Origin of the sequence: Marisediminitalea lipolytica, from assembly GCF_001758465.1 — a bacterium.
Taxonomy (GTDB): Bacteria; Pseudomonadota; Gammaproteobacteria; order Enterobacterales; family Alteromonadaceae; genus Alteromonas; species Alteromonas lipolytica.
Window position 1 is genome coordinate 110,865 of sequence record NZ_MJIC01000009.1, and the last position, 21,483, is coordinate 132,347.

The following is a 21,483-nucleotide window of genomic DNA, read 5'->3' on the forward strand; positions in this document are numbered from 1 at the left end:
CAAGCAACGCATTACTCAAAAGGAGGCTTCGGCCTCCTTTTTGATTTTCAGTATTGTCTCACAGCGCGCCGTTATAGGCACAGGTCAGAATCGACCGGAAGTCTTGTTCTGACATGGTTCTTGGATTGGTATGGTGTTCGGTATCACGCATCGCCAGTGCTGCAATGTCATCCAGTGCCGCCTGGGAAATGTCGAGCGCCTGTAAGGAGGCCGGAATACGCAATGAGTCATTGAGCGCCGCCACCCATTCTACAACGCCTTGCGCAGAGGCGTCGGGCAAGTCCAGCAAGCGGGCAAGCCGACAGAGTTTGTTGTCTACCGCCGGAGCATTAAACTTCAGAACGTATGGCAGCAATACCGCATTAGCCAGCCCATGGTGAGTGTCGAACATCGCGCCAATGGCGTGGGCCAGGGAGTGCACCGCCCCTAAGCCTTTTGAAGTGAATGCAATGGCCGCAATGGAGGAGGCTGCCATAACTTTTTCGCGGGCTTTAAGATCACTGCCGTCGGCAACGGACTTGGCCAGATAGTCATGACATAGGGATATTGCCTCCAGCGCGATACCGTCACAGGCAGGTTGGAAATCCGGTGCGCAATAAGCCTCCAACGCGTGCGTTAGCGCATCCATACCGGTCCAGGCCGTCAGGCTGGCCGGTAAACCAAGCAATAATTCCGGATCGTCAATAATGGCAAAAGGAAAATGGGCCGGATGATAGGCAACGCGTTTACGTTGTTGCGCTTCGTCGGTGATGACGCACGAACTGCCGGAAAGCTCCGAGCCGGTACCCGCCGTGGTGGGAATAATCACCAGCGGCACAAAAAAGTCCGCTCCGATTGGCTCTGGCAGCGATTCCTCATCTTCAAAAAAGCAGAAATCCCACAGATCATTGCTGTTGTGTGCGGTCAGTGAAATGCCCTTGGCGACATCAATAGCGCTACCGCCGCCCAGGGCAACAAGGCAATCACAGCCGGCTTGCCGGTACTGCGTTATGCCAGTGTCCACGTTGGTTCGGGTTGGGTTACCTTTTACATCGTGATACACGGTTAGTTGGCTGAATGCCTGGCTAAGCTGCTGTTTAAGCGACTCCGTAGAAGGCAGCTGGTTTACGCCCGGATCGGTAACCAGCATGGGTTTACTATAACCGGCGTTAACAATAATCTCGGTCAGTTGTTGCAGTGAGCCCGGGCCAAAGGCAACCGGTGGAACAGTAATTTGCCAGGTAGTTTGCGTCATAATGGGGTTTCCTCCGTCGCATTGCGCTGCGTTGAGCGCAGCTGATGCCATAGGCGAATAAGGACCGGATAGGTCAGCGCAGTTACCAAAAATGTCAGTGCCGTAGCGCCAAACGCCAGTGGGGTAACATAGGTAAAGTACAGTGAAAAAACCGCGCCAATAATGTAGGTAATGATGGCCGGTACATTGAAGGCCCCGTTGGCCTGTTGCGCGGTGGCTGACCAGGTGGATTTTTTCACCCAGTAATAGTCTGTGAGAATAATGGCAAAGCTGGGGATCATGGCAGCGCCTACAAACAGGATCCAGTCAAAGAAACCGGCCATCACTAATTCCTGCAGCAGCGAACCTGCCAGGCAAAATAAACCAAACCCCAGGGTGACATAAACAAAGCGTACAGACTTGCCGAGCGACAACGCACTCATACTCATGCTGTATAAATTGAACAAGTTAGTACTGAGCACAGAAACAAACAACACCGCAGAGGCGATCACTGCATAGTTGCCACTCAGCAATTCGGCCGGATCGTAACTGGAGGGCTGGCCGGCGAGTAACGTGAAACTCCCCACCAGGATCCCCAGAGTCATGGCAATCACCGTACCCAGTAAATAGCCACAGCCAATGCCCCAGGCGCTCACATTCACTGAGCGGCAGTAGCGGTTGTAGTCGCAGGGTAATGCCATCCAGGAAAAGGCAGAAGCGAGCACCAGGTCAAACACAATGGCATAGGTTAACGACGGGGTATCGGAAAGCGGCAGGTTTTGTAGTTCGGTGTAACCGTGCTCCGCCAGTAACTTATAAATAACGCTGAGTACTAAGACCAGCATCAGAATGGAGGCAACGGTTTCTACTTTCTGGATACCGGTATGCCCCATCAACGTAATGATCATCACCAGCCCCTGGGTAATAATGATGGCCGCGACCACATTATCAATGCCGGTGGTTGCCAGTAAAAACTTGTGGAGCGCCAGACCGCCCAGATAGCCCTGAATAATGCCCCAGCCTGCCAGAATAATAATGTTCATTACGGCAAACAGTTTGGCGCCTGAGGTGCCGAAAGTAGCGCGGGCCACTACAAAGGTGGGTAAGCGGGTGCGTGTGCCAATAATGGCCATGGCGCTTAGTGCAACTGTGCCCACCAGCGACGCACACACCACAATGACAATGGCGGTTAGGGGAGCAATGTCCGGAATAAACATTTGCCCGGTCATTAGTGATGGGGTGACCAGGCTTGCCGCCGTCCATAAAAAGAGCGTGCCCCAAAGCCCCATTTTTTGTTCGCTCGCGGGAATGGGTTTGGTTGTTTCTGCTGATACGTTACCAGACATGGGCAAACTCCTTTTTACGGCGGTAAAAGCCGGGTTATTACGGCTTAGATAATTAAGGCTTTGGTTTCGGTGTACTCATGCAGGCCAATTACGCCCCACTCGCGGCCATTTCCCGACTGCTTGTAACCCCCAAACGGCGCGTCGGTATTGAATAACGCGCCCTGGATATAACACTGGCCGGCCCGAATACGACGCGCAATCTGGCGGGCTTCCTCGGCATCTTTGGCATATACCCCGGAGGACAATCCGTAAGGCGTGTCATTGGCAATCTGAATCGCCTGTTCCAGCGTTTCATAGGGCAAAATACACAATACCGGGCCAAAGATTTCTTCTTTGGCGATGGTCATATCGTTAGACACGTTTGAGAAAATGGTTGGTGGAACATAAGCGCCGTTAGCCAGCGCCGGATCGGTGAGCTGGCCGCCGCAAACCAGTTTGGCGCCTTCGTCGATACCCTGGCGGATAAAGCTGTTAATGCGCTGCTGTTGCTTATGGGAACTTACCGGGCCGAGCATCGTTTCCGGGGCCAGGGGGTTACCCGGTTGCCACTCGGCAGCCACACTGGCAGCAATCTGTTCTGCCTCTTTTAGTGACTCAGCAGGCACCAGCATGCGGGTGAGCGCACAGCAGGTTTGCCCGGAATTGATCATGACATCTTCCACGCCATAGCGCACGGCAGCGGCTAAATCGGCACCCGGTGCAATGATGTACGGTGACTTTCCGCCTAACTCCTGACACACCCGTTTAACGCTGGGGGCGGCCGCCTGCGCAACCTTAATACCGGCCAGGGTAGAACCGGTAAACGACACCATATCAACCTGCGGATGACTACACAGGTAATCGCCAATATCGCTGCCCACCGCGGTGAGTACGTTAACGACCCCGGCAGGTACGCCAGCGTTATGAATAATGTCGGCCAGAATTAAATCCTGCAGCGGGGTTTGTTCGGCAGGTTTGAGTACCGTTGTACAACCGGCTGCAAGCGCCGGGCCCAACTTGCCGGCCAGCTGTGAAAGCGGGTAGTTCCAAGGGTTAATCAGCACACATACACCTACCGCTTCTTTCACGGTAATGTAGTTGTCGAAGGTTTCACTGTGATCCATCTCGCCAGCTAAGCTGGCAAAACTGCGGAATGCGTCGATACTACCCTGCACCTGAATCTCATCAGTCAGCGCAATGGGACAGCCCATGGTATTAACGATGGCTTCAATCAGCTCGTCCTTGCGGGCTTCCATACCGTCGGCGATGGCGTGGATCAGGCCGCGACGATAATCGGCACTGGTGGTTGAAAAGCTGTCAAAGGCTGCCTTTGCTGCAGCAACCGCTGCATCAATGTCGCTGTGATTGGCAGCAGGTACGGTGGCGTAAAGTTCGCCATTGGCCGGATTAATCACCTCAATCCGGTCATCTGACGCACTGTTTACCCATTGTCCGTTGATATACAGTTGCGGGTAGTCTTTCATTAATGCTTATCCTTGTTTACGCTGCGGTTGTGACTCAGGCGTTGGCCATTTTTAAAACGGCACCTAACAACACATTACAACCGGCTTCAATATCTTCCGGGGTGGCGTTTTCTGCTTCGTTGTGACTAATGCCCTTTTCGCAGGGAATAAAAATCATTGAGGTTGGAATAACGCGTGAGGTATAAACCGAGTCGTGGCCGGCACCGGAGAACATCTCCTCATAGGCATAGCCCTGTGCCTCGGTGGCATCGCGTACCGCATCAATACAGTCGCTGTTAAATTGTACCGCCGGTGAATTCCATTCGTCTTTGATTTCGTAAGTTAAGCCAAATTTATCACAGTGTTTCTTTGCTATTTCGCGGAATTTAGTGTCCATTTCAGAGAGGATGTTTTGATCCGGATGACGTAAATCCACCGCCATTGTCAGGCGGGCAGGCACGGTATTGCGTGATCCCGGCTCAGCTTTAATATCGCCAAATGTCGCACGGGCCCAGGGTGAATGAGTTGCTGCCAGTGCGTACAACTCACTAACGATAGCCGCTTGTGCCATAAAGGGATCGCGGCGCTGTTCCATGGGGGTGGGGCCGGCGTGAACTGGCTGACCGTCGATAATTAAATCGTACCAGCGCATGCCCTGTACACCTTTAACTACACCAATGGGTTTACCGATGGATTCTAAAATCGGGCCTTGTTCGATATGGAGTTCAAAGGCCGCTTTTACCGGAAAAGGTTGGCACGGTTCAGTACCCAGGTAACCGATACTTTCCAGCGCCTGTTTAATTGAGACGCCTTGCTTGTCTGTCCGGGCGTGACCATAGGCCAGGTCGAATTCACCGCACCATACACCTGAACCAATCATGGCTGGCGAAAAACGAGCGCCTTCTTCGTTAGTCCATACTGCTACTTCGATAGGGTGTTTTGGTGTAATACCGGCATCATAAATGGTGCGCAGCACTTCCAAACCGCCGAGTACTCCGTAAACGCCGTCGAACTTGCCGCCGGTTGGCTGCGTATCCAGGTGGCTTCCCATCAGCACCGGCGGTAACGAGTTATCGCTACCCGCCATACGTAAAAACAGATTACCCATCTGATCGACCCGCAGAGTACAGCCAATCTCTTCGCACCAGCGAATAAACAGCTCACGGCCGGTTTTGTCTTCTTCAGTTAATGCTTGTCGGTTACAGCCGCCTTTCGCGGTGCCCCCAATTTCGGCCATTTCCATCAGGCTCGACCACAGTCGTTTACCATTTACTGCTAATGCTGTCATGCGGATTCTCCTATGCGTCTTTACGGCTCAGCGGTTGACACATACAGTGCACGCCGCCACCGCCCGAGGTAAACATGGACATATCCGGGCTGAATACTTCCAGGCCATGTGCCTTAGCTTTTTCTACCAGCTCTGTGCTACCGGCGGGTACCAGTACCCGATCGTTACCCAGTGCTACAACGTTAACGCCCAGTTCCAGTACCGAACGGTAAGATAAATCGATAATCTCAATGCCACGTGATTTAAGCCAGTCAAGTTGTTCCTGTTCCACGGCCTGCGTGCAAACCGCTGCCAGTTTTTCAGAAAGCATGGCAAATTTAACATCCAGGTGCAGGAAATACGGGTCAAATTCATAGGCGCGGAATTCCCAACCTTCTTTTTCCATCCAACCACGCACCTGGTTGAGGCCTTCCTTGCTGGTGCGTTCGCCGGTGTAACCACAAAAAATAACGCCTGGCTCCATAACCATGAAGTCGCCGCCTTCAAAGGTGCCAGCGGTCACTACATCGTATAACGGAATATCGTTTTCCTGATAGAATTTAACCACTTCCAGCCACTCGCCACGGCGCCATGGGCTGTACATCTGGGTGACTATCGGTCCCCAGGGGGTCATTACCGACGAATCACGGGCGTAGATTTGATAGGGCAGTGTTTCATCGGGCTGTAAGAAGTGGGTTTTTACTCCGCAGTGCTCGTAGATATCGCACATTTCCTGATATTGCTGTTTGGCGACTTCTTTGTCGAACTGCCGACCTAACCGCATGGAACGGCGCGACATGGCATTACCCGTTTGCCAGGTGTAATGATCCATCGGGCCAATCAGTACGTCCTGCAGAACGCCGTACTCAGAATTCATGCCCCAGTGTGGCATTCTCTCGGTGCCCCCAGCGAGGTTACGGCGGCGAAAAAAATCGGTAGTCATAATAAAGGTCTCTGAAGATGTATGATATTTACTCCAGTTTATGGTGTTAATCAGGACATTCAAGTAACGAATTTATACCATCATGGTGATTAAATTAGACCAATCTGGCGCCTGGACTGGCTTAGAAGTCGCTATTATCTGATTGGATGGCCAGTGGTTGTAAATCACAGCACTTTTGAACACAGCGAAAATACTTTAGTCAGAGATTCTCTTACTTTTTAAAATGCTCAGTGGGTCGTCGAATTCACTGGATTCTGTAAGAGACAGGGATTGGATACACAGCGAAAACAACTCTGACTGGGTTTTAATATCGAGCTTTTGATAGATGTTTTTGCGGTGAATTTTAACCGTGCTCAGTGAGATGTTGAGTTTGTCCGCCAACGACTTAGACGAATGGCCGTGCAGGATACACTTCACCACTTCTTGCTCCCGACTGGTGAGGATAGATTTACCAAAAGAGTCGAAAAACGAGTGATAGTGCGGGGTATAGGTCGTTTGCGTTGATTGACGGGAAGTCTTTTCCTGAGCCTGCCAATGCGTCTCTATGAGATAACAGATCATTGGCGCAATAGCCGTTAAAGCGGCTTTGTCGGCCGCTGAGAATTCGCCGCTCAGGCGGTTAAGGTAAAAGTCCAGGTAACGGTTATTAATGTTAACGATAAAATCGAATTCATCGGTGATGCCAACCGGTTTAACAAAGGATTCGTAATATTTGCTCTCATGGAAACAGTCCGGGGCTATGTCCCGAAAACGGTAGATTCCGGTTTCAACTCCATTGCTCAGGAAGCTGTAGTGCGGATCCAGCAAATACATCCCCTGCAGATATTGCTTAAGGTATTCACTGTACTCCGGCGACAAATTGCCCTCGAATACATTGGTGACTTCCGTGCCGTCGTAAAAAATAGCGCCGGTACAATCAATATGAATAATCTGACCAAGCGCGTCAGACAAGACCTTAAAAAAGCCCGGTTGCCCCGTTTTTGGGGTTAACTCTGCAAGCAGTTGGTACCAACCTGAACTGTGGACATCAAGCATAAGGGGATGCAATGTGAAACGTTAACTGTTGCTACCCTATCTAAAAACAAAATGTCTGTAAAATCCCATTAACAAAATAAACACGACAATGGGCGGCCGCTCTTTTGGTCTGAGTTGCGCTAACGTTGCTGCCAGCCTTCACTGCACAGCCGTTGTCTGTCTCTTTCTGGTTAAGAATGCCATGCCACTCCAGTAAGTAAAAAACGCAAACACAAACACCGGAATGGTGACGCCAAACTGTCCGGCGTTGCCCGATAAGCCAAACGACAACAGAAAACCGACTATCCACACCACGAATGCTACCGCGTTAAAGCCATTGCGATACCAATAGCGCCCGCCGCTTCCGCGTAAAATGTCCTGGTGATAATCAGACTTTTTAAGCAGGTAATAATCGACAATCATGATGGCGAATACCGGCACAAATAAAGCACCGATGAGGGTGAGAAAATGAGTGAACTTATCCAGCATCGACAGCCAGCTTGCGCCCACCACAGAAATAGCACCAACAATTAAGGCAGTAGGTAAAAACCGTAGCTTTTTCACCGGCGACAGGTTGAGTATTGATGACACCATGCCGTACACCACCATGGTATTGGTGGCTATGACGGATAGAAAAATTGCAATGGCCAGCGGAAAGCCGAAAGCGCTGACAATGGTAATCGGGTCAAATCCGTTCACATCGAGGCCTTTAAGCGCCACGTAACCTATAGCGGTGGCTCCCAGCGTCATGGATAACACTGTAGACAGGCTGTAGCCGATACCCGAACCAATCATGCCAGCCTTTTGTGATTTCGCCAGGCGATTAAATTCAGCCGATAGCACGGTCCAGGAAATGGAGGTCGCGATGACCACATCCAATACCAGCATCCTGTTCCAACCTAAGGCTGGATCATTTTTAATGGCGGTAAGTTCGGCCACCGAGTAGTCGGTAAACACCACTGAGAAAACGTAACCCATAATGCTCAGGATAATGAGTGCCAGCCAGGGCTCTACTTTTTCAATGCCGGAATGGCCAAAGATGGCAAGCCCCACAACCAATAACTGACACAGCACTGAGAAAAGCACCGGATTAGAGAATCCTGTTACTTGCTCCACCATGTAATCAACAGTAATGCCAGCCAGAATAGCCTGCACCCAGCTCCAGCCCATCAGGATAACGACATTGGCGATGGCGGTAACGTAAGAGCCCCTTAAGCCAAAGGCGCCTTTGGTCAGCGACATGGTCGACAGACCGGTACGGGTGCCAATATTGCCCACCAGAACCAGAATCGTGGCACCGAGCAGAGTGCCGGTGATGATGAGTTCAATGGAGTGTAGCCAGGAGAGACCGGGCACAAATAATGTGCCCGTCAGTAAGGTTGTCACCACCAAATTTGCTGCCAGCCAGATCATGGCGATGCGACTTGTCGAAAGGGTGCCTTTTACTGGCCCGAATTCATCCGACATCTGTGTTGCCTCTGCGCCACGTTCAGCCTGAGTTAAATTTAACTGTGACATACTACTTCCTTAACCTGGTTGATTAAAACGTGTATTTATAGTCTGCCCCGAATGTGCGTGGCGCGCCGCGGAAGAAAAAGAGTCCGTTCCAGTCCGCAACCAGATCAACTGAGTAAGTGGCGTACTCTTTATCGGTTAAGTTCTTCACATAAACGCCTACTTTGTGCGCATCGCCGCCAAATGAGAAGTTAAGCCGGGCATTATGGATACTGTATCCGGGCTGGGCTAAACGATCGTCGTTAAAGGGTTCAAAGTATTGTTTTGAAATATAGTTAGCATCGTAGTGGAACTGTACCCACAGCGAATCACTTTCCCACAGGTCGTAATCAACCATAATATTGACGTTGGTTTCAGGGGATGAGGGTAGCGTGTTACCTGACAAGTCTGCACCGGCATAACTCATACTGACATATTCCGCATCCAGTAATCCAACCCCGGCATTGATCGTCATCTTGTCGGTTGCCTGCGTTGTCAGTTGCAGTTCAAGGCCCTGGATCTCAGACTCACCTGCGTTTAGCAGGAATTGTAAACCGGCGTCAAAAATAAGAAACTGCTGATTCTCATAATTGTATCGGAATACGGCACCGTTTAACCGGGTGCGGCCATTTTGCAGGGTTGATTTAAAACCGAATTCCCAGGCCGACAATTCTTCAGGCTCAACCGAAGTAAACTCGTCCGGCGCAAACGCAAAACCGTTAAACGCGCTGCCACGGTAGCCGGTACTGTAAGAGCCGTACACCATCAAATCGCTGTTAATCGCCCAGTCGACGCCAATTTTGCCTGAGGTATCGGTATCGTCAATGCTTTCGCTACGGTTATCCAGGCCTAAACTGCCCAGCACCGGACCGTCGCTGTCCTGACCGAAGCTGTTTTGCGCTTCACCGTACCATGAACTGTAGCCATCAATGTCGATAGAATCACGGGTATGACGCAGGCCAACAGTCACAGTCACCTCATCGGTTAGTTCATAGGTACTGTGCAGGTAAGCGGCTTTGGTCGTGCGTGTTTGTTCATAACTGTTACCGTAGTAACAGCCATAGAAAAAGGTATCCTCACAGTTATTGGGCAGGGGCTGAGTACCATCGCCGAAGTCAGCCAGCCAGCGATAGGTAGTGGCACCATCGGTGGTGTCTTTGCTAAAAAAGAGCCCGGCTATAAAGTTAAACGGCCCGGCGTAATCGGAAGACAGACGCAAATCCTGGGTAAACTGTTTGGTATGTGCGTAAAAATCATCTTCCAGTAAGTGATACGGACTCGCGTCAGCATCTTCAGGCGTAAAGTATTCACCGTCATCATAGGAGGTGATCGAGGTCAGGGTATAATCTGTCAGACCGTAATTTATGGTTAAATTAGCACCGGTCAGGTCGAGCTTCTTTGCTCTGACATTATTGGTTTCTGTCTCATGAAAACCTAAGTCTTGCCGCGAGTAGCCTGTCGCGCCAATGCCAACGCCACCATTAGCTACGCCGCCATCGGCTTCTATAAGAAGTATGCTGGTAGGGTTGGCTCTGCTGCGGCTTTTGTGCACCCGCAAAATGGCATCGAGACCATCACCTTCATAGGCCAGTGAAAAGCGCGCTGCCTGTTCGTCAATCTGGCTGAGATCTTCAGCGCCAGCCAGTTTATTTTCCACAAATCCATCATTGCTCACTGAAGTGAATGCGAATCGCGCACCCCAGTTGTCGGATAACTCCTGGTCCACCGCACCGGTCATGGTCCGGTAGCCAAAATTGCCCGCGCCAACTTCTACGTAACCGCTGGTTCCCATCATCTGCGGTCGGGTTGTCATAATATTCACTGCGCCGCCGGTGGTATTTTTACCATACAGGGTACCCTGGGGGCCTAGCAGCATTTCTACGCGGTCGAGATCGAACAGTTGTACCCCTGATGCCAGCGGTGTCGCGCCCATGTATACCTCGTCGACATACAGTGCGACTGCGCCAGTGCCGTTAGGGCTGTAATCTGACTGGGTAACCCCCCTCATGCCAAGCACCAACTGGGCATCGCCATTGCTTCCCAGCATTTGAACATTGGGTGCCTGAGAAACGATTTCCTGGGTGTTTCGCATTTTCAGGTTGCCAAGGTCGTCCATACCCAGGGCAACAACGCTTACTGGAACAGTCTGGATATTTTCGACCTTTTTCTGCGCAGTGACCACAATCTGCTCGAGCTTTACTTGCTCACCATTTGCAGACGTATCTGTATTTTTTTGTGCAGCGGCATTAGCCGAGAAAGACAGGCTCGTCGCAACAAGCCCGCAAAAAATTGGGTTAAGTGGAAAGGTTCTCATAAAGGTGTTCCTTGGTGTAATTTTACTTTTTATTTTTATTAGTTTTAACTTTTTGGATTTTTATAAGACTACGTTTGGTCTGGAGTTAAAATAGTCCTAAGGAACTATTTCCGAAGCACGATGTTGAGAAAGTGTTAACTAATGCATGGGAGGAGTTGGCTGGATTTTATCTGGCAAAGACGAGCAATTTCCGAGTTGAGAATGATGTTACCATTTGGTCTGATTTTGTCACCACTTTGGTGAGAAAAGTTTGCTTGAATCGAAATTGTCTCTTTCTATACTGAAGGGTCTGAAGACAAACTGTACGCAAAAAAATTACCCGCATACCAATACTTCTGACCAAAGAAACGGTTGAGGAGGTCGTGAATCACACTGTTTAATGTAAATGGAATACAGCAGTGTAATTACAGAAAATAGTCCGTCTATAAAGCTATTTAATGGTGAAAACGTGCAAGTCAAAGTGATCGGACACAATGGAAGCCAGCGTCTGGAAAGACGTGTCGATGCACCATTCAGGCGGCGGAAGAAATAACGAATAAAGAGTAACTTCTCTGAAAAATAAAATTGTCTTTTTTGGCTTATGGTGCTAATTGGTACTTTAATGTAGCTAAATTAACGTCATTCTGGTGATTAAATGAGACCGGAACCTTCCCCTTATCTGGATTTACGCCAAATTCCGCTTACGGCATTGCGGGCTTTTGAAGCCGCTGGCAGACATAGTCACATCCGCCGTGCCGCACAAGAACTACATGTATCACACTCGGCACTCAGCCGACATATCCGTCAGTTAGAAGAGCGGTTGGGCAGTCATCTTTTTCACCGCGAGGGCAATGGAATTCAGCTGACGCCAACTGGCAGGCGCTTATTGGCCTCGGTTCAGATCGCCTTTCAGGAGCTGAACCGAGGTCTGCATTATATGAATCCGACTCAGATAGCCGGTGAACTGGTTATTGCCAGTACCGCGACTATATCCATGAATTGGTTGTTGCCGGTATTAACTCATGTGCAGCAACAATATCCGGAAATTACATTACGGGTTAAAACATTGGAGCCGTTGGAGGAGTCGCTTAATCAGGAGTTTGATATTGCGTTGACGCTAGGAGCGCCTACCGATAAGAGTCGTGTGGTGACTAAGCTTTATGATGAATATTATGTGCCGGTTTGTAGCCCTAAGTTAGTCAATGGTCAGCCTCAGGCTTCGCCTGCTTCGCTGCTGGCCCACCCGCTATTGCATGACCGGCTTAATCAGTGGCAGCAGTGGCTGAGCTCACACGGGCTGAATGTGCAGCAAGCGTTTCAGCACACTTATTTTGATTATGCTTACCAGGCTATCGAAGCTGCCCGGCTAGGTATGGGGCTTGCCCTGGCTGATGTGATGGAGGTACGTGAAGATATTCAGCAGGGGCGACTAATGCAAATCATTCAAACTGATCAGCAAATTGGTGAATCTGTTTACTTGGTAACAGAACCAAAAGCACATATGACTCAGCGCACATTGCTGGTACTTAAAACCATTATCGGTAGTCTCGAGAAAAGTGGCGCCAGACTTAATCGGGGTGTATATGATGTAATTGCTGAACCTGTTCGCGCAGAAACCTGATTACCATTACAAAATTGCATGGCAGCATAAAAAAACACTGTTAGCGAGACCTGTTACAAGCCTCTAGACTGAACTTAATGTTGAGTTGTAGTGAAAAGAGATGAACAGACATATCGCGATTGTTGGATTCGGCCGGGTAGGCTCAGCGCTAGGTTATACCCTTATTAATAAGGGATTGGTATCTCACCTTACAATTATAGATACCAATAGCGTCAAAGCGACCAGCCACGCATTGGATCTACAGGATGCGCTCATCGCATTAAATCAGGATGTCAGCATAACGGTAAACGACACCGAGGATATGCTGAAAGCCGATATCATTGTTGTTGCAATTGGCCCGGCAAATATTACTTCACTTGATCGTCTGGATGAATTCCATAGCAACAATGTGGGCATCCAGGCCCTTGCCGAGACACTCAAAGAAGCGCAATACCCCGGTATTGTGCTCAATATCACTAATCCGTGTGACGTTATCACCCAGGTGCTGCAGGCGGCGTCCGGTTTACCAAAGAGTCGTGTCTTTGGTACCGGAACCACCCTGGACTCACTCCGCCTGCAGCGCCTGCTGGGTGATCACCTGGAGTTAAACCCGGGAGATATCGATGGCTACATGGCAGGAGAGCATGGCGACTCGCAGTTTGTAGCATGGTCACCCATGCGAATGGCGGGTGTGTCGGCAGAACAGTGGAACATTAGCGATGACGATAAGGCACGTATTGAGTTCGACGTGATGCAATCTGGCGCTGTTATTTACAATGGTAAAGGCTGTACTGAGTTTGGTATCGGCGCAATGGCAGCCAATATTTGCCAGGCCATTCTTTATGACAGTCAGAAGGTTTATTCGGTTTCTGTGTATGACGAAACGGCTCAGTGTTATATCAGTCACCCTACACAGGTTGGTAAAATGGGGTTGGGGAAACGATTTACCTTAACGCTCAATGATAAAGAACAAGCCCGGTTTGAGCAGTCAGCTCAAATTATTCGTCAGTATGTGGCCATGGTATAGACGATTGAATGTTTCATGTGTAATCGAAGGTGCCGTATTAAACCTTCTTTACTCCTTCAGACCCGCATTTTGCGGGTCTTTTTTTGTCGAAGGCTAATTAATTGCGGTAAGAAGGGTCAATGCGGTCCAGTTTACGGATCATTGCCTGCCAGATAAGGTCAATACTCTGTGCCATATAGCGCGGGCTGGAAGCTTGCTGAGCTACATGCTCACAGACATCATCGGACGGTATTAACAGCGTGCCGCCGGTCTTCATGGTTTCCACCTGAATTTCACAGGCTTTATTTAAGTAATACATACGGTAAAACGCCTCAGCCACAGTGCGACCAACAGTCAACAGACCATGATTGCGTAAGATCATACTGTTTTTGTCACCCATGGCGGCCACTATGGCTTCGCGTTCGTCGCACTCAAGGGGAATGCCCTGGTAATCGTAGTAAGCGATGCGATTAAAAAATTCCATACTGGTTTGGTTAACGGGCAACAGTCCTTCAGCAAGTCCGGAAACCGCCATGCCAGCCATGGTATGCGTATGCATTACACAATGGGCGTCATCCCTGGCCATATGCAGGGCGCTGTGAATGGTAAACCCAGCCGGGTTAACAGTGGCAGGGCTGCTACCCGCATTTTCACCCTGAACGTCCACTAACACTAAGTTTGAGGCGCAGACCTCTTCCGGCAGTAAGCCGTAGCTGTTTAATAAAAATCTATCGTCCGAGTCCGGCAGGCGAGCAGAGATATGCGTGAAAATCATATCGCTCCAGCCTTCCAGATCCAGCAGGCGGTAGGCGGCGGCTAAATCTTTTCGTAATTCATGTTCGGCGTTTATTTCAGCCATTACGGGTCCTCTAAAGGTCTTACTCAGGGTTTGCCTGATACGGTAAGGGAATCGGGCTCTTCTACACGTTAATTGATATCAGTTGATACCTCAAAAACCACAGGGCTATTCGCTGAACAGCCCTGTAACGAGTGAGTGTGCCATAAAACAGGGGATAACTTACCCCGTTGTTACGCTGGTTTGTTATTTTTCAGGTGGCCAAAGGTGGCTACGCCGGTGGCCCGTTCTGGCAGCGACAGTTCGCCTTTTGCGACTTTTTCGCGCAGGTAACGATAGCTTTGCAATGCCTGGCTATACATGTGTTCACCAATGCTGAGTTCTTTGTATTCTGCGGAGCCATCGTCAAACTGTTCGAGCGGGCGAATGAGCGTATGGTAATCGCAGGCAAAGAACAATGGGAAGGAATAGCGTTCGTGGGCTACTTTTCTTACGCGGTGGGAGGTAGCAACAAACTTACCCGCAGTGAGCACTTCGAGCATATCACCAATGTTGATTACAAAGGCTTCCTCACCGTTTTTCTTAATAGGGGGGGCATCAATCCATTCACCATTATCGTTCATCACTTCCAGACCGGGCTGGTCTGGTAACAGAATGGTAAAACATTCATAGTCGGTATGAGCGCCAATACCTGGACGGTCCTCTGCCTCAGTATCTAACGGGTAGTGAATCAGTCGTAACTTTGATGGTGGGCAGGTGATCATTGATTCAAAGTGATTTTCCGGTAAACCCAGGGCCAGAGAAAAGCCGGAAAAAAGCTTACGACCCAGTGCAAATACGGCTTCATAATAATCCAGTACCGGCTCTTTAAAGTTATCCAGGGCAGGCCATTCATTCTGGCCGATTAATGGCGTTTTTGCTTTCACCAACGGATGGTCGTGGGGGGCAGGAAAGCCTACGTCATAAGCTTCTTTTTTGTCGGGTTTACCCGTGCCATAGATTTCCTCCCCCTCTGGCACGAAGCCTTTATGAGAGGCTGAGCTGCCAATATAATATTTCATTTTTTCGGCTTCAGACTGGGCAAAAAAACGTTTCGCGGCATCACGCAGGGCGGTAATCTTGTCGGCGGGCATTCCATGACCCACCACATATAAAAAGCCCACGTCGCGGGCGGCTTTGCCCATTTGCTCTGCCACACTCAGGCGATCTTCAATGGATTCGCTGTATAAACCAGAAATGTCGATAACCGGAATCTCGGTAAAGGTTTTAGACGTCATATTCGCTCTCAACTTGTTGTCTTTGCTTAGCTCGGGTCTATTAAATTAACTTGCCCCTTTTGAGCGATATAAAACCATAGGTACAGAGTCGGCGAAATACGAAGAATGTTATGTTTTTTGTTACGCACACTGCATATTGCCAAAAAATGCGGGTGACGAGGTTGGTAAATTAACCGTTTTTTGCCTATATGGTATGGTTGCATCACTAAAAAAGGGTGGGCTTGCGATTAATCTTACTGGGCTGAAGTAATGATTGATCTATTTTTAACTTTTTAAATTCTTGTTTATTTTGAATAATGTAAAAATTATGTACAAATTTGTTTGGATCATAATTTAGATTGGTTTAGTATGGGTGCAAAACAAAATGTTTTGGCGTGCAATGAGGGTTACATACCATTAATTATGCCTGACTTTTGAAGACGGCCTGTAAGCAGTTTACTGATGAATCCGGAGTGGATAAGTCGCGTCGGCCAATTGATTAACAAGATAGCAGACAGCTCTATGTTGTCTGACAGGAGTATGATTATGCCAAATATTACGTTTATTCTGCCTGACGAGAGCATTAAAGTGGTTGATGCTATAGAAGGCGAATCCATTATGCAGGCGGCGATTGAAAACGAAATCGAAGAAATCGTTGCCACCTGTGGCGGCAGCTGTTCTTGTGCAACCTGCCACTGCATTATTGATGATGCCTGGATTGGTAAAGTAGGAACGGCAGATGAAGACGAAAGGGAGATGATGGAAAGTACCATCGAGCCTGTTGCGAACAGTCGTTTGTCTTGTCAGATTACCATGACCGAAGAGCTTGATGGTATCGTGGTACATGTGCCAGAGAGTGAATGGTAATAACACGTTATTTCGAATCCGTAAGGGAGGCTTAAGGCCTCCCTTTTGTGTTGTACAGCACTCGTTTTATCGCTGCGTTTTAGTCCCGCCACTTAATTACCTGCAACCAGTCTTCGGTAAATCCATAGCAGGCGAATGTATCATTGATACATATCAGTATCTTTTGGCTGTAACCTTAGTAGGTTATTACTATCCTCTCTGGCAAAAAAGGAGGTTGTAAAACAGCTTTCCTTTTGTAGTCATGCCACTAATGTGTTTACGGGAGTATTTATGACCGATGAACAGCAACCCCAATGGCACGCGCTTTCCTCTGAGGAGGCTATCTTAGCTCTGAATGCCGATCCCGCCGGCCTCACTCAGGAACAGGTGAGTGAAAGGTTAGCGAGTGTTGGCCCCAACAAGCTACCTGAGGCCCCCCAGGCCAGCTCATTAACCCGATTTTTAAAGCAGTTCGCTAACTTGTTGGTGATTGTACTTATCATTGCCGGTGTGCTTACCGCCTTTTTGCAGCACTGGATAGATACCGCAGTTATTTTTGCCGTAGTGATTGTTAACGCCATTATTGGTGTGATGCAAGAAGGCAAGGCTGAAAAGGCCATGGACTCTATTCGCCAGATGCTGGCGCTCAAAGCCGCGGTGATCCGCAATGGCAAACGTCGCACCGTTGCCGGTGAAGAACTGGTGCCCGGCGACGTGGTATTACTTGAGGCGGGCGATAAGGTGCCCGCGGATATTCGTTTACTCAGTAGCCACAGCCTGGCTATTCAGGAAAGTTTGCTCACCGGCGAGTCCTTACCGGTAGAAAAGCAAGTTACCGCAGTGGCGGAAAACGCAGCCTTGGGCGATCGCCAGTGTATGGCATTCAGCGGCACCACGGTAACGGCTGGACAGGCAAAAGGGCTGGTGGTGGCGACCGGCGGTAATACCGAAATCGGCCGGATTGGCGGTATGCTGTCAGACGTACAAAAGCTCACAACACCGCTGGTGGAGCAAATGGATGTGCTGGCCAGGTGGATCACAGGCTTTATTCTGACCGTTGCGGTTATATTGCTGCTGGTTGGCACGTTATTACTGGATCAGCCCTTCACTGACTTGTTCCTGGCGGTGGTGGGGTTGTCGGTAGCAGCGATTCCGGAAGGACTGCCGGCGGTACTCACCATAACACTGGCGGTGGGTGTACAGGCAATGGCAAAACGCAATGCGATAGTGCGTGTGTTACCGGCCATCGAAACCTTAGGTTCAGTCTCGGTGATTTGTTCTGATAAAACCGGCACCTTCACCCGCAACGAGATGATGGTGGTGAGCGTGCAGACCGCGGCGAATGATTACGACGTGGATGGCGAAGGCTACGAGCCTATTGGTGATGTGTTGTTTAACGGTAAGCCTGTGCATACCGCGGAGCAACCGCTGTTGCAGGAGGTCGCCCGCGCCTGTGCTTTGTGCAACGATGCCGAAATACACCATCGCAACGATAGCTGGAGCTTTGAAGGCGATCCTATGGAAGCGGCGCTGGTGAGTTTTGCTGGCAAGGCCACTTTTGATGAGGGTGAGGATTTTAAAGCCCTGTGGCGGCGCACCGATGTGTTGCCTTTTGATTCGACCACCCAGTATATGGCTACGCTTAATCACGACCACAATGGGCATGGCGCTATTTTGGTAAAAGGCGCGCCGGAGGTGGTGTTAGCGCTGTGTAAGGCGCAGCAAGCCGCTGATGGCAGCGAACAAACCCTGGATATTTCACTATGGACAGCTAAGGCAGAGGCCATGGCCCGGCAGGGACAGCGTGTGCTGGCTGTTGCGCAGCGGCCTGTGCAAGCTGAGCATACGGTACTCTCGGCCGATGATTTAACTGGCTCTTTGAGTTTGCTTGGTCTGGTAGGGTTAATTGACCCACCGCGGCAGGAAGCGATTAAAGCCGTCCAAACCTGTCTGAACGCTAACATTCAGGTCAAGATGATTACCGGTGACCACGGTGTAACCGCGCAGGCTATTGGCAAACAACTGGGGTTAACCCATACCGATAAAGTGCTCACTGGCTCAGAGCTCGATAGGCTCAGTGATGAAGAACTCAAAGAGGCGGTGCAGCACACCGACGTGTTCGCCCGTACTACGCCGGAACACAAATTACGTTTGGTCATGGCATTACAGTCTTTGGGTCTCACTGTATCGATGACCGGCGATGGGGTGAATGATGCGCCATCCCTAAAACGTGCGGATGCCGGCGTTGCCATGGGTCTCAAAGGTAGCGAGGCAGCCAAAGAAGCTGCTGAGGTTGTGCTGGCCGATGATAATTTTGCTTCTATCGCGGCTGCAGTGGAGCAGGGCAGAACGGTTTACGCCAACATTAAAAAAGTGGTGAGCTGGACCCTTCCGACTAACGCGGGGGAAGCACTCACAATTATCGTGGCACTGCTGGCTGGTTTGCCTTATCCCATTACCCCGGTGCAAATTTTGTGGGTGAACATGATCACCGCCGTTACGCTGGGTATGGCGCTGGCCTTTGAGCCCACCGATGCCGCCACAATGAAAAAGCCACCGCGCCCACGTGGACAGGCACTCATTCAGCCGGCGCTGGTCTGGCAGATACTGCTGGTGGGTACGCTGTTCTTTTTAGCCGTGTTTGGCATTTACCGCTATGCCATTGCTGCGGGCCATGATGTGGAGTATGCGCGAACCCTGGCAATGAACATGCTGGTGGGGCTGGAAATATTCTATTTGTTTTTTGTTCGCACCATGAACCTACGCTCTATTACCCTGCAGGGCATCAAGGGGACCAAAGTGGTGTGGGCAGCCGTGGGCGTGGTGGTGTTGGCACAACTGGCGATTTCCTATATAGCCCCATTACAAGCCGTGTTTGGCACCCACTCGCCGACTTTAACGGATAATCTGGTGATTGTGCTGACTGGCATCGCCATGCTTATTTTGCTTGAACTGGAAAAAATAGTCCGGCTGTCGCTGACTGGCAAACACCACTAGTACTGATAGTTGAGCAAGTCGATGTCGCGCTTAAAACGCGTGCCGACTTGTTCTGCCAGGTCGTCTGAGTAATAGCTGTGATAACTAGCCCGGTCGGTAGCTTTACGTTTATGGGGCAGCGTGACCAGAGGCAGGTTAAGATGCTGACAAATGGTATTGAAATCGTCCTGCAGCGACTCGTATTTAGCAATAAAATCCATACATAGAGTGCCGTGCAAATCGACCAGATAATCGGTTTGTAACTGCATGGATGTGTCGATGTGATACTGATAAGAGCGTTCAGGGTCGAGCTTGTAGCGCATAAAACTGTCGAAGTTTGCAAAGCCTTCCACCAGGTGTGGGCGCTCCCGTTTAATGTGGTGGTAAGAACTTACCTGCAAATCCCAGGGGTTGCGAACAAAGGCAAATTTATACAGTGCGGTAAAATACTCCGCTGGCAGCATTTCTTTGGCTGCAATCACCTTACTGTGCCGTGGAAATCGACATCCCAGTTTATGACCGCACAGCTGACTCAGTTTATTAACCACAAACTGCGGCAAACCATAACGGGCATCCCAGCGGTATTGCGACAGCGCATCGCGCACACTGGTGCCGCCGGTTTTCGCAATATGAACAAAGAGAAACTGATGTTTGTGGGAAAGCAGCATGAAATAGGGGCGTTGTCATAAATTTGTTTAATTAAAACGATACGATGCAAATATGACATATTAAGGACAGTCACACCGGTTGCTATGAATTCACAGGTAAAGGAACAACCACTGGAGGTGAATGAGGTGAATGGACAGTCACTCACGCATCTGGCTATTCTGGTGTCTTACTCTGGCAGTGGCGGAGTAGAGGTGATCACCAATCATTTGGTTGAAGGGCTGGTAAACGCCGGTGTAAAGGTAGACCTGCTACTGCTGAAAACCCGCGGGCCGCATTTTGCTAAGCTGGTTTCTCATCCGCTGCTAACCGTAACTAAACTCAGTGCCAGCAGCGCCATTCTGGCCATCCCTGAAATTAAGCGCTACTTACAGCAGCATCCGGATAAATTATTACTGGCCGTGAAAGACCGGGCTATTCAGGCTGCTGCACTGGCCAGTAAACTGGCGGGTAGTAAGAGCAGGGTAATAGGACAACTGCACAATAATATGCAGGTGGGACTGGCTAACCGGCCTGCCATTGCACAGCAAATCCGCTTTGCATTAATGCGAAGATTGTACAGTTACACCGGCGGCGTGATCGCAGTGTCTGCAGACGCAGCGCAATCTTTGGTTGCTATCACTAACCTGCCAGCAAGCAAGGTTACCGTGCTGGCAAACCCTGTGGTAACCCCGGCGCTGCTGCAAAAAGCCCGTTTGCCAGCATCGCATCCCTGGCTAGTAAATAAAACCTTGCCGGTGATTGTGGCTGCCGGGCGTTTATCTCCACAGAAAAACTTTGCTTTATTACTGCGGGCATTTGCCGAAGTCCGGCGCTCATTACCTGTCAGGCTAATCATCTTTGGCGAGGGACCCCAGCGTCAGGCCCTCGAAGAACTTGCCAACACTCTGGGTATCAGCGAGCAGGTGTCGCTGTATGGCTTTATTGCAAACCCTTATGCAGAGATGCGGCGCGCTGATTTATTTGTACTTTCCTCCGACTGGGAAGGTTCTCCTACGGTCCTTACCGAGTGCCTTGCCCTGGGCGTACCGTGCGTTTCTACCGATGTGGGTGATGTGACAGAAACATTGCGAGGTGGAGAGACAGGTAGGGTTGTGCCTCGTGGAGAGAGTGAATTACTGGCCGCAGCAATGCTGGATACGCTCAACAATCCTCTCCCGGCAAATACGCTGCAAGCGGCCGTACATAAGTTTCATCAGGACGTAGCCGTGGCTCGCTACATTGCCTTGCTAAGACGCTTGCACCAATCAGATAGTCAGCCCGAAACGAGTGACAATAAAGCACGGAGCTTTGATTCTTAAGAAAATTTTTTGCTGCAGTATAAA

General features: G+C 49.9%; 16 protein-coding genes. 5 read left to right on the forward strand and 11 right to left on the reverse strand.

Translation table 11 applies throughout. The annotated features are described in order from the left end of the window. Window positions 1-58: 58 nt before the first annotated feature. From BFC17_RS04250 to BFC17_RS04285, 8 genes are all read right to left on the reverse strand, one after another. Complete coding sequence (locus BFC17_RS04250) at window positions 59-1,234, reverse strand: iron-containing alcohol dehydrogenase (RefSeq protein ID WP_070175217.1); 1,176 nt, start codon at window positions 1,232-1,234, stop codon at window positions 59-61. Next, window positions 1,231-2,559, reverse strand: a complete 1,329-nt coding sequence (locus BFC17_RS04255; RefSeq protein WP_070175218.1) for a purine-cytosine permease family protein — start codon at window positions 2,557-2,559, stop codon at window positions 1,231-1,233. Before BFC17_RS04255 ends, BFC17_RS04250 begins: the two co-directional genes overlap by 4 nt. A gap of 44 nt (window positions 2,560-2,603) precedes the next feature. Further along, complete coding sequence (locus tag BFC17_RS04260; RefSeq protein WP_070175219.1) at window positions 2,604-4,022, reverse strand: aldehyde dehydrogenase family protein; 1,419 nt, start codon at window positions 4,020-4,022, stop codon at window positions 2,604-2,606. A 34-nt stretch (window positions 4,023-4,056) separates the two neighbouring features. Further along, entirely contained in the window at window positions 4,057-5,289 is a 1,233-nt protein-coding gene (locus tag BFC17_RS04265; RefSeq protein WP_070175220.1) for a M20 family metallo-hydrolase, read from the reverse strand. A 10-nt stretch (window positions 5,290-5,299) separates the two neighbouring features. Beyond that, complete coding sequence (locus BFC17_RS04270) at window positions 5,300-6,211, reverse strand: dimethylarginine dimethylaminohydrolase family protein (RefSeq protein WP_070175221.1); 912 nt, start codon at window positions 6,209-6,211, stop codon at window positions 5,300-5,302. Window positions 6,212-6,406: 195 nt separating this feature from the next. Beyond that, window positions 6,407-7,246: a helix-turn-helix transcriptional regulator gene (locus BFC17_RS04275; RefSeq protein WP_070175222.1), complete on the reverse strand. Its 840-nt coding sequence runs from the start codon at window positions 7,244-7,246 to the stop codon at window positions 6,407-6,409. Window positions 7,247-7,384: 138 nt separating this feature from the next. After that, window positions 7,385-8,743 (reverse strand): purine-cytosine permease family protein, encoded by a 1,359-nt coding sequence (locus tag BFC17_RS04280; RefSeq protein ID WP_070175223.1) that lies wholly within the window; start codon window positions 8,741-8,743, stop codon window positions 7,385-7,387. Window positions 8,744-8,765: 22 nt separating this feature from the next. Continuing rightward, the gene (locus BFC17_RS04285; RefSeq protein ID WP_070175224.1) at window positions 8,766-11,033 is read right to left on the reverse strand and encodes a TonB-dependent receptor; all 2,268 of its coding nucleotides are present in this window, start codon (window positions 11,031-11,033) and stop codon (window positions 8,766-8,768) included. 634 nt (window positions 11,034-11,667) lie between these two features. Here BFC17_RS04285 and BFC17_RS04290 point away from each other — a divergent pair. Beyond that, window positions 11,668-12,633 carry a LysR substrate-binding domain-containing protein gene (locus tag BFC17_RS04290; protein ID WP_070175225.1) on the forward strand — a complete coding sequence of 322 codons (966 nt, stop codon included), beginning with the start codon at window positions 11,668-11,670 and terminating at the stop codon, window positions 12,631-12,633. Window positions 12,634-12,733: 100 nt separating this feature from the next. Further along, entirely contained in the window at window positions 12,734-13,639 is a 906-nt protein-coding gene (locus BFC17_RS04295; RefSeq protein ID WP_070175226.1) for a lactate/malate family dehydrogenase, read from the forward strand. Between the two features lie 97 nt (window positions 13,640-13,736). Here BFC17_RS04295 and BFC17_RS04300 read toward each other — a convergent pair whose 3' ends face one another. Then, window positions 13,737-14,477 carry a class II aldolase/adducin family protein gene (locus BFC17_RS04300; RefSeq protein ID WP_070175227.1) on the reverse strand — a complete coding sequence of 247 codons (741 nt, stop codon included), beginning with the start codon at window positions 14,475-14,477 and terminating at the stop codon, window positions 13,737-13,739. 170 nt (window positions 14,478-14,647) lie between these two features. Then, window positions 14,648-15,691, reverse strand: coding sequence for an isopenicillin N synthase family dioxygenase (locus tag BFC17_RS04305; protein ID WP_070175228.1), 1,044 nt, complete (start codon window positions 15,689-15,691; stop codon window positions 14,648-14,650). Between the two features lie 525 nt (window positions 15,692-16,216). Here BFC17_RS04305 and BFC17_RS04310 point away from each other — a divergent pair. Further along, on the forward strand, window positions 16,217-16,537 hold the full coding sequence (locus BFC17_RS04310) for a 2Fe-2S iron-sulfur cluster-binding protein (RefSeq protein ID WP_070175229.1): 321 nt from the start codon (window positions 16,217-16,219) through the stop codon (window positions 16,535-16,537). A 270-nt stretch (window positions 16,538-16,807) separates the two neighbouring features. Further along, window positions 16,808-19,513: an HAD-IC family P-type ATPase gene (locus BFC17_RS04315; RefSeq protein ID WP_070175230.1), complete on the forward strand. Its 2,706-nt coding sequence runs from the start codon at window positions 16,808-16,810 to the stop codon at window positions 19,511-19,513. Here the strand turns inward: BFC17_RS04315 and BFC17_RS04320 are convergent. Beyond that, entirely contained in the window at window positions 19,510-20,160 is a 651-nt protein-coding gene (locus BFC17_RS04320; protein ID WP_070175231.1) for a sulfotransferase family 2 domain-containing protein, read from the reverse strand. The genes BFC17_RS04315 and BFC17_RS04320 overlap by 4 nt on opposite strands. Window positions 20,161-20,244: 84 nt before the next feature. On the opposite strand from BFC17_RS04320, the gene BFC17_RS04325 reads away from it, so the two are divergent. Beyond that, window positions 20,245-21,459 carry a glycosyltransferase gene (locus BFC17_RS04325; protein WP_083271572.1) on the forward strand — a complete coding sequence of 405 codons (1,215 nt, stop codon included), beginning with the start codon at window positions 20,245-20,247 and terminating at the stop codon, window positions 21,457-21,459. The last annotated feature ends 24 nt before the right edge of the window (window positions 21,460-21,483 follow it).

Bases quoted from the DNA above. Each gene is read 5' to 3' on its own strand.
- BFC17_RS04295 (WP_070175226.1), top strand. From the start codon at position 12,734: ATGAACAGACATATCGCGATTGTTGGATTCGGCCGGGTAGGCTCAGCG.
- BFC17_RS04250 (WP_070175217.1), bottom strand. From the start codon at position 1,234: ATGACGCAAACTACCTGGCAAATTACTGTTCCACCGGTTGCCTTTGGC.
- BFC17_RS04300 (WP_070175227.1), bottom strand. From the start codon at position 14,477: ATGGCTGAAATAAACGCCGAACATGAATTACGAAAAGATTTAGCCGCC.
- BFC17_RS04260 (WP_070175219.1), bottom strand. From the start codon at position 4,022: ATGAAAGACTACCCGCAACTGTATATCAACGGACAATGGGTAAACAGT.
- BFC17_RS04290 (WP_070175225.1), top strand. From the start codon at position 11,668: ATGAGACCGGAACCTTCCCCTTATCTGGATTTACGCCAAATTCCGCTT.
- BFC17_RS04310 (WP_070175229.1), top strand. From the start codon at position 16,217: ATGCCAAATATTACGTTTATTCTGCCTGACGAGAGCATTAAAGTGGTT.
- BFC17_RS04275 (WP_070175222.1), bottom strand. From the start codon at position 7,246: ATGCTTGATGTCCACAGTTCAGGTTGGTACCAACTGCTTGCAGAGTTA.
- BFC17_RS04285 (WP_070175224.1), bottom strand. From the start codon at position 11,033: ATGAGAACCTTTCCACTTAACCCAATTTTTTGCGGGCTTGTTGCGACG.
- BFC17_RS04270 (WP_070175221.1), bottom strand. From the start codon at position 6,211: ATGACTACCGATTTTTTTCGCCGCCGTAACCTCGCTGGGGGCACCGAG.
- BFC17_RS04255 (WP_070175218.1), bottom strand. From the start codon at position 2,559: ATGTCTGGTAACGTATCAGCAGAAACAACCAAACCCATTCCCGCGAGC.
- BFC17_RS04325 (WP_083271572.1), top strand. From the start codon at position 20,245: ATGAATTCACAGGTAAAGGAACAACCACTGGAGGTGAATGAGGTGAAT.
- BFC17_RS04305 (WP_070175228.1), bottom strand. From the start codon at position 15,691: ATGACGTCTAAAACCTTTACCGAGATTCCGGTTATCGACATTTCTGGT.
- BFC17_RS04265 (WP_070175220.1), bottom strand. From the start codon at position 5,289: ATGACAGCATTAGCAGTAAATGGTAAACGACTGTGGTCGAGCCTGATG.
- BFC17_RS04320 (WP_070175231.1), bottom strand. From the start codon at position 20,160: ATGCTGCTTTCCCACAAACATCAGTTTCTCTTTGTTCATATTGCGAAA.
- BFC17_RS04315 (WP_070175230.1), top strand. From the start codon at position 16,808: ATGACCGATGAACAGCAACCCCAATGGCACGCGCTTTCCTCTGAGGAG.
- BFC17_RS04280 (WP_070175223.1), bottom strand. From the start codon at position 8,743: ATGTCACAGTTAAATTTAACTCAGGCTGAACGTGGCGCAGAGGCAACA.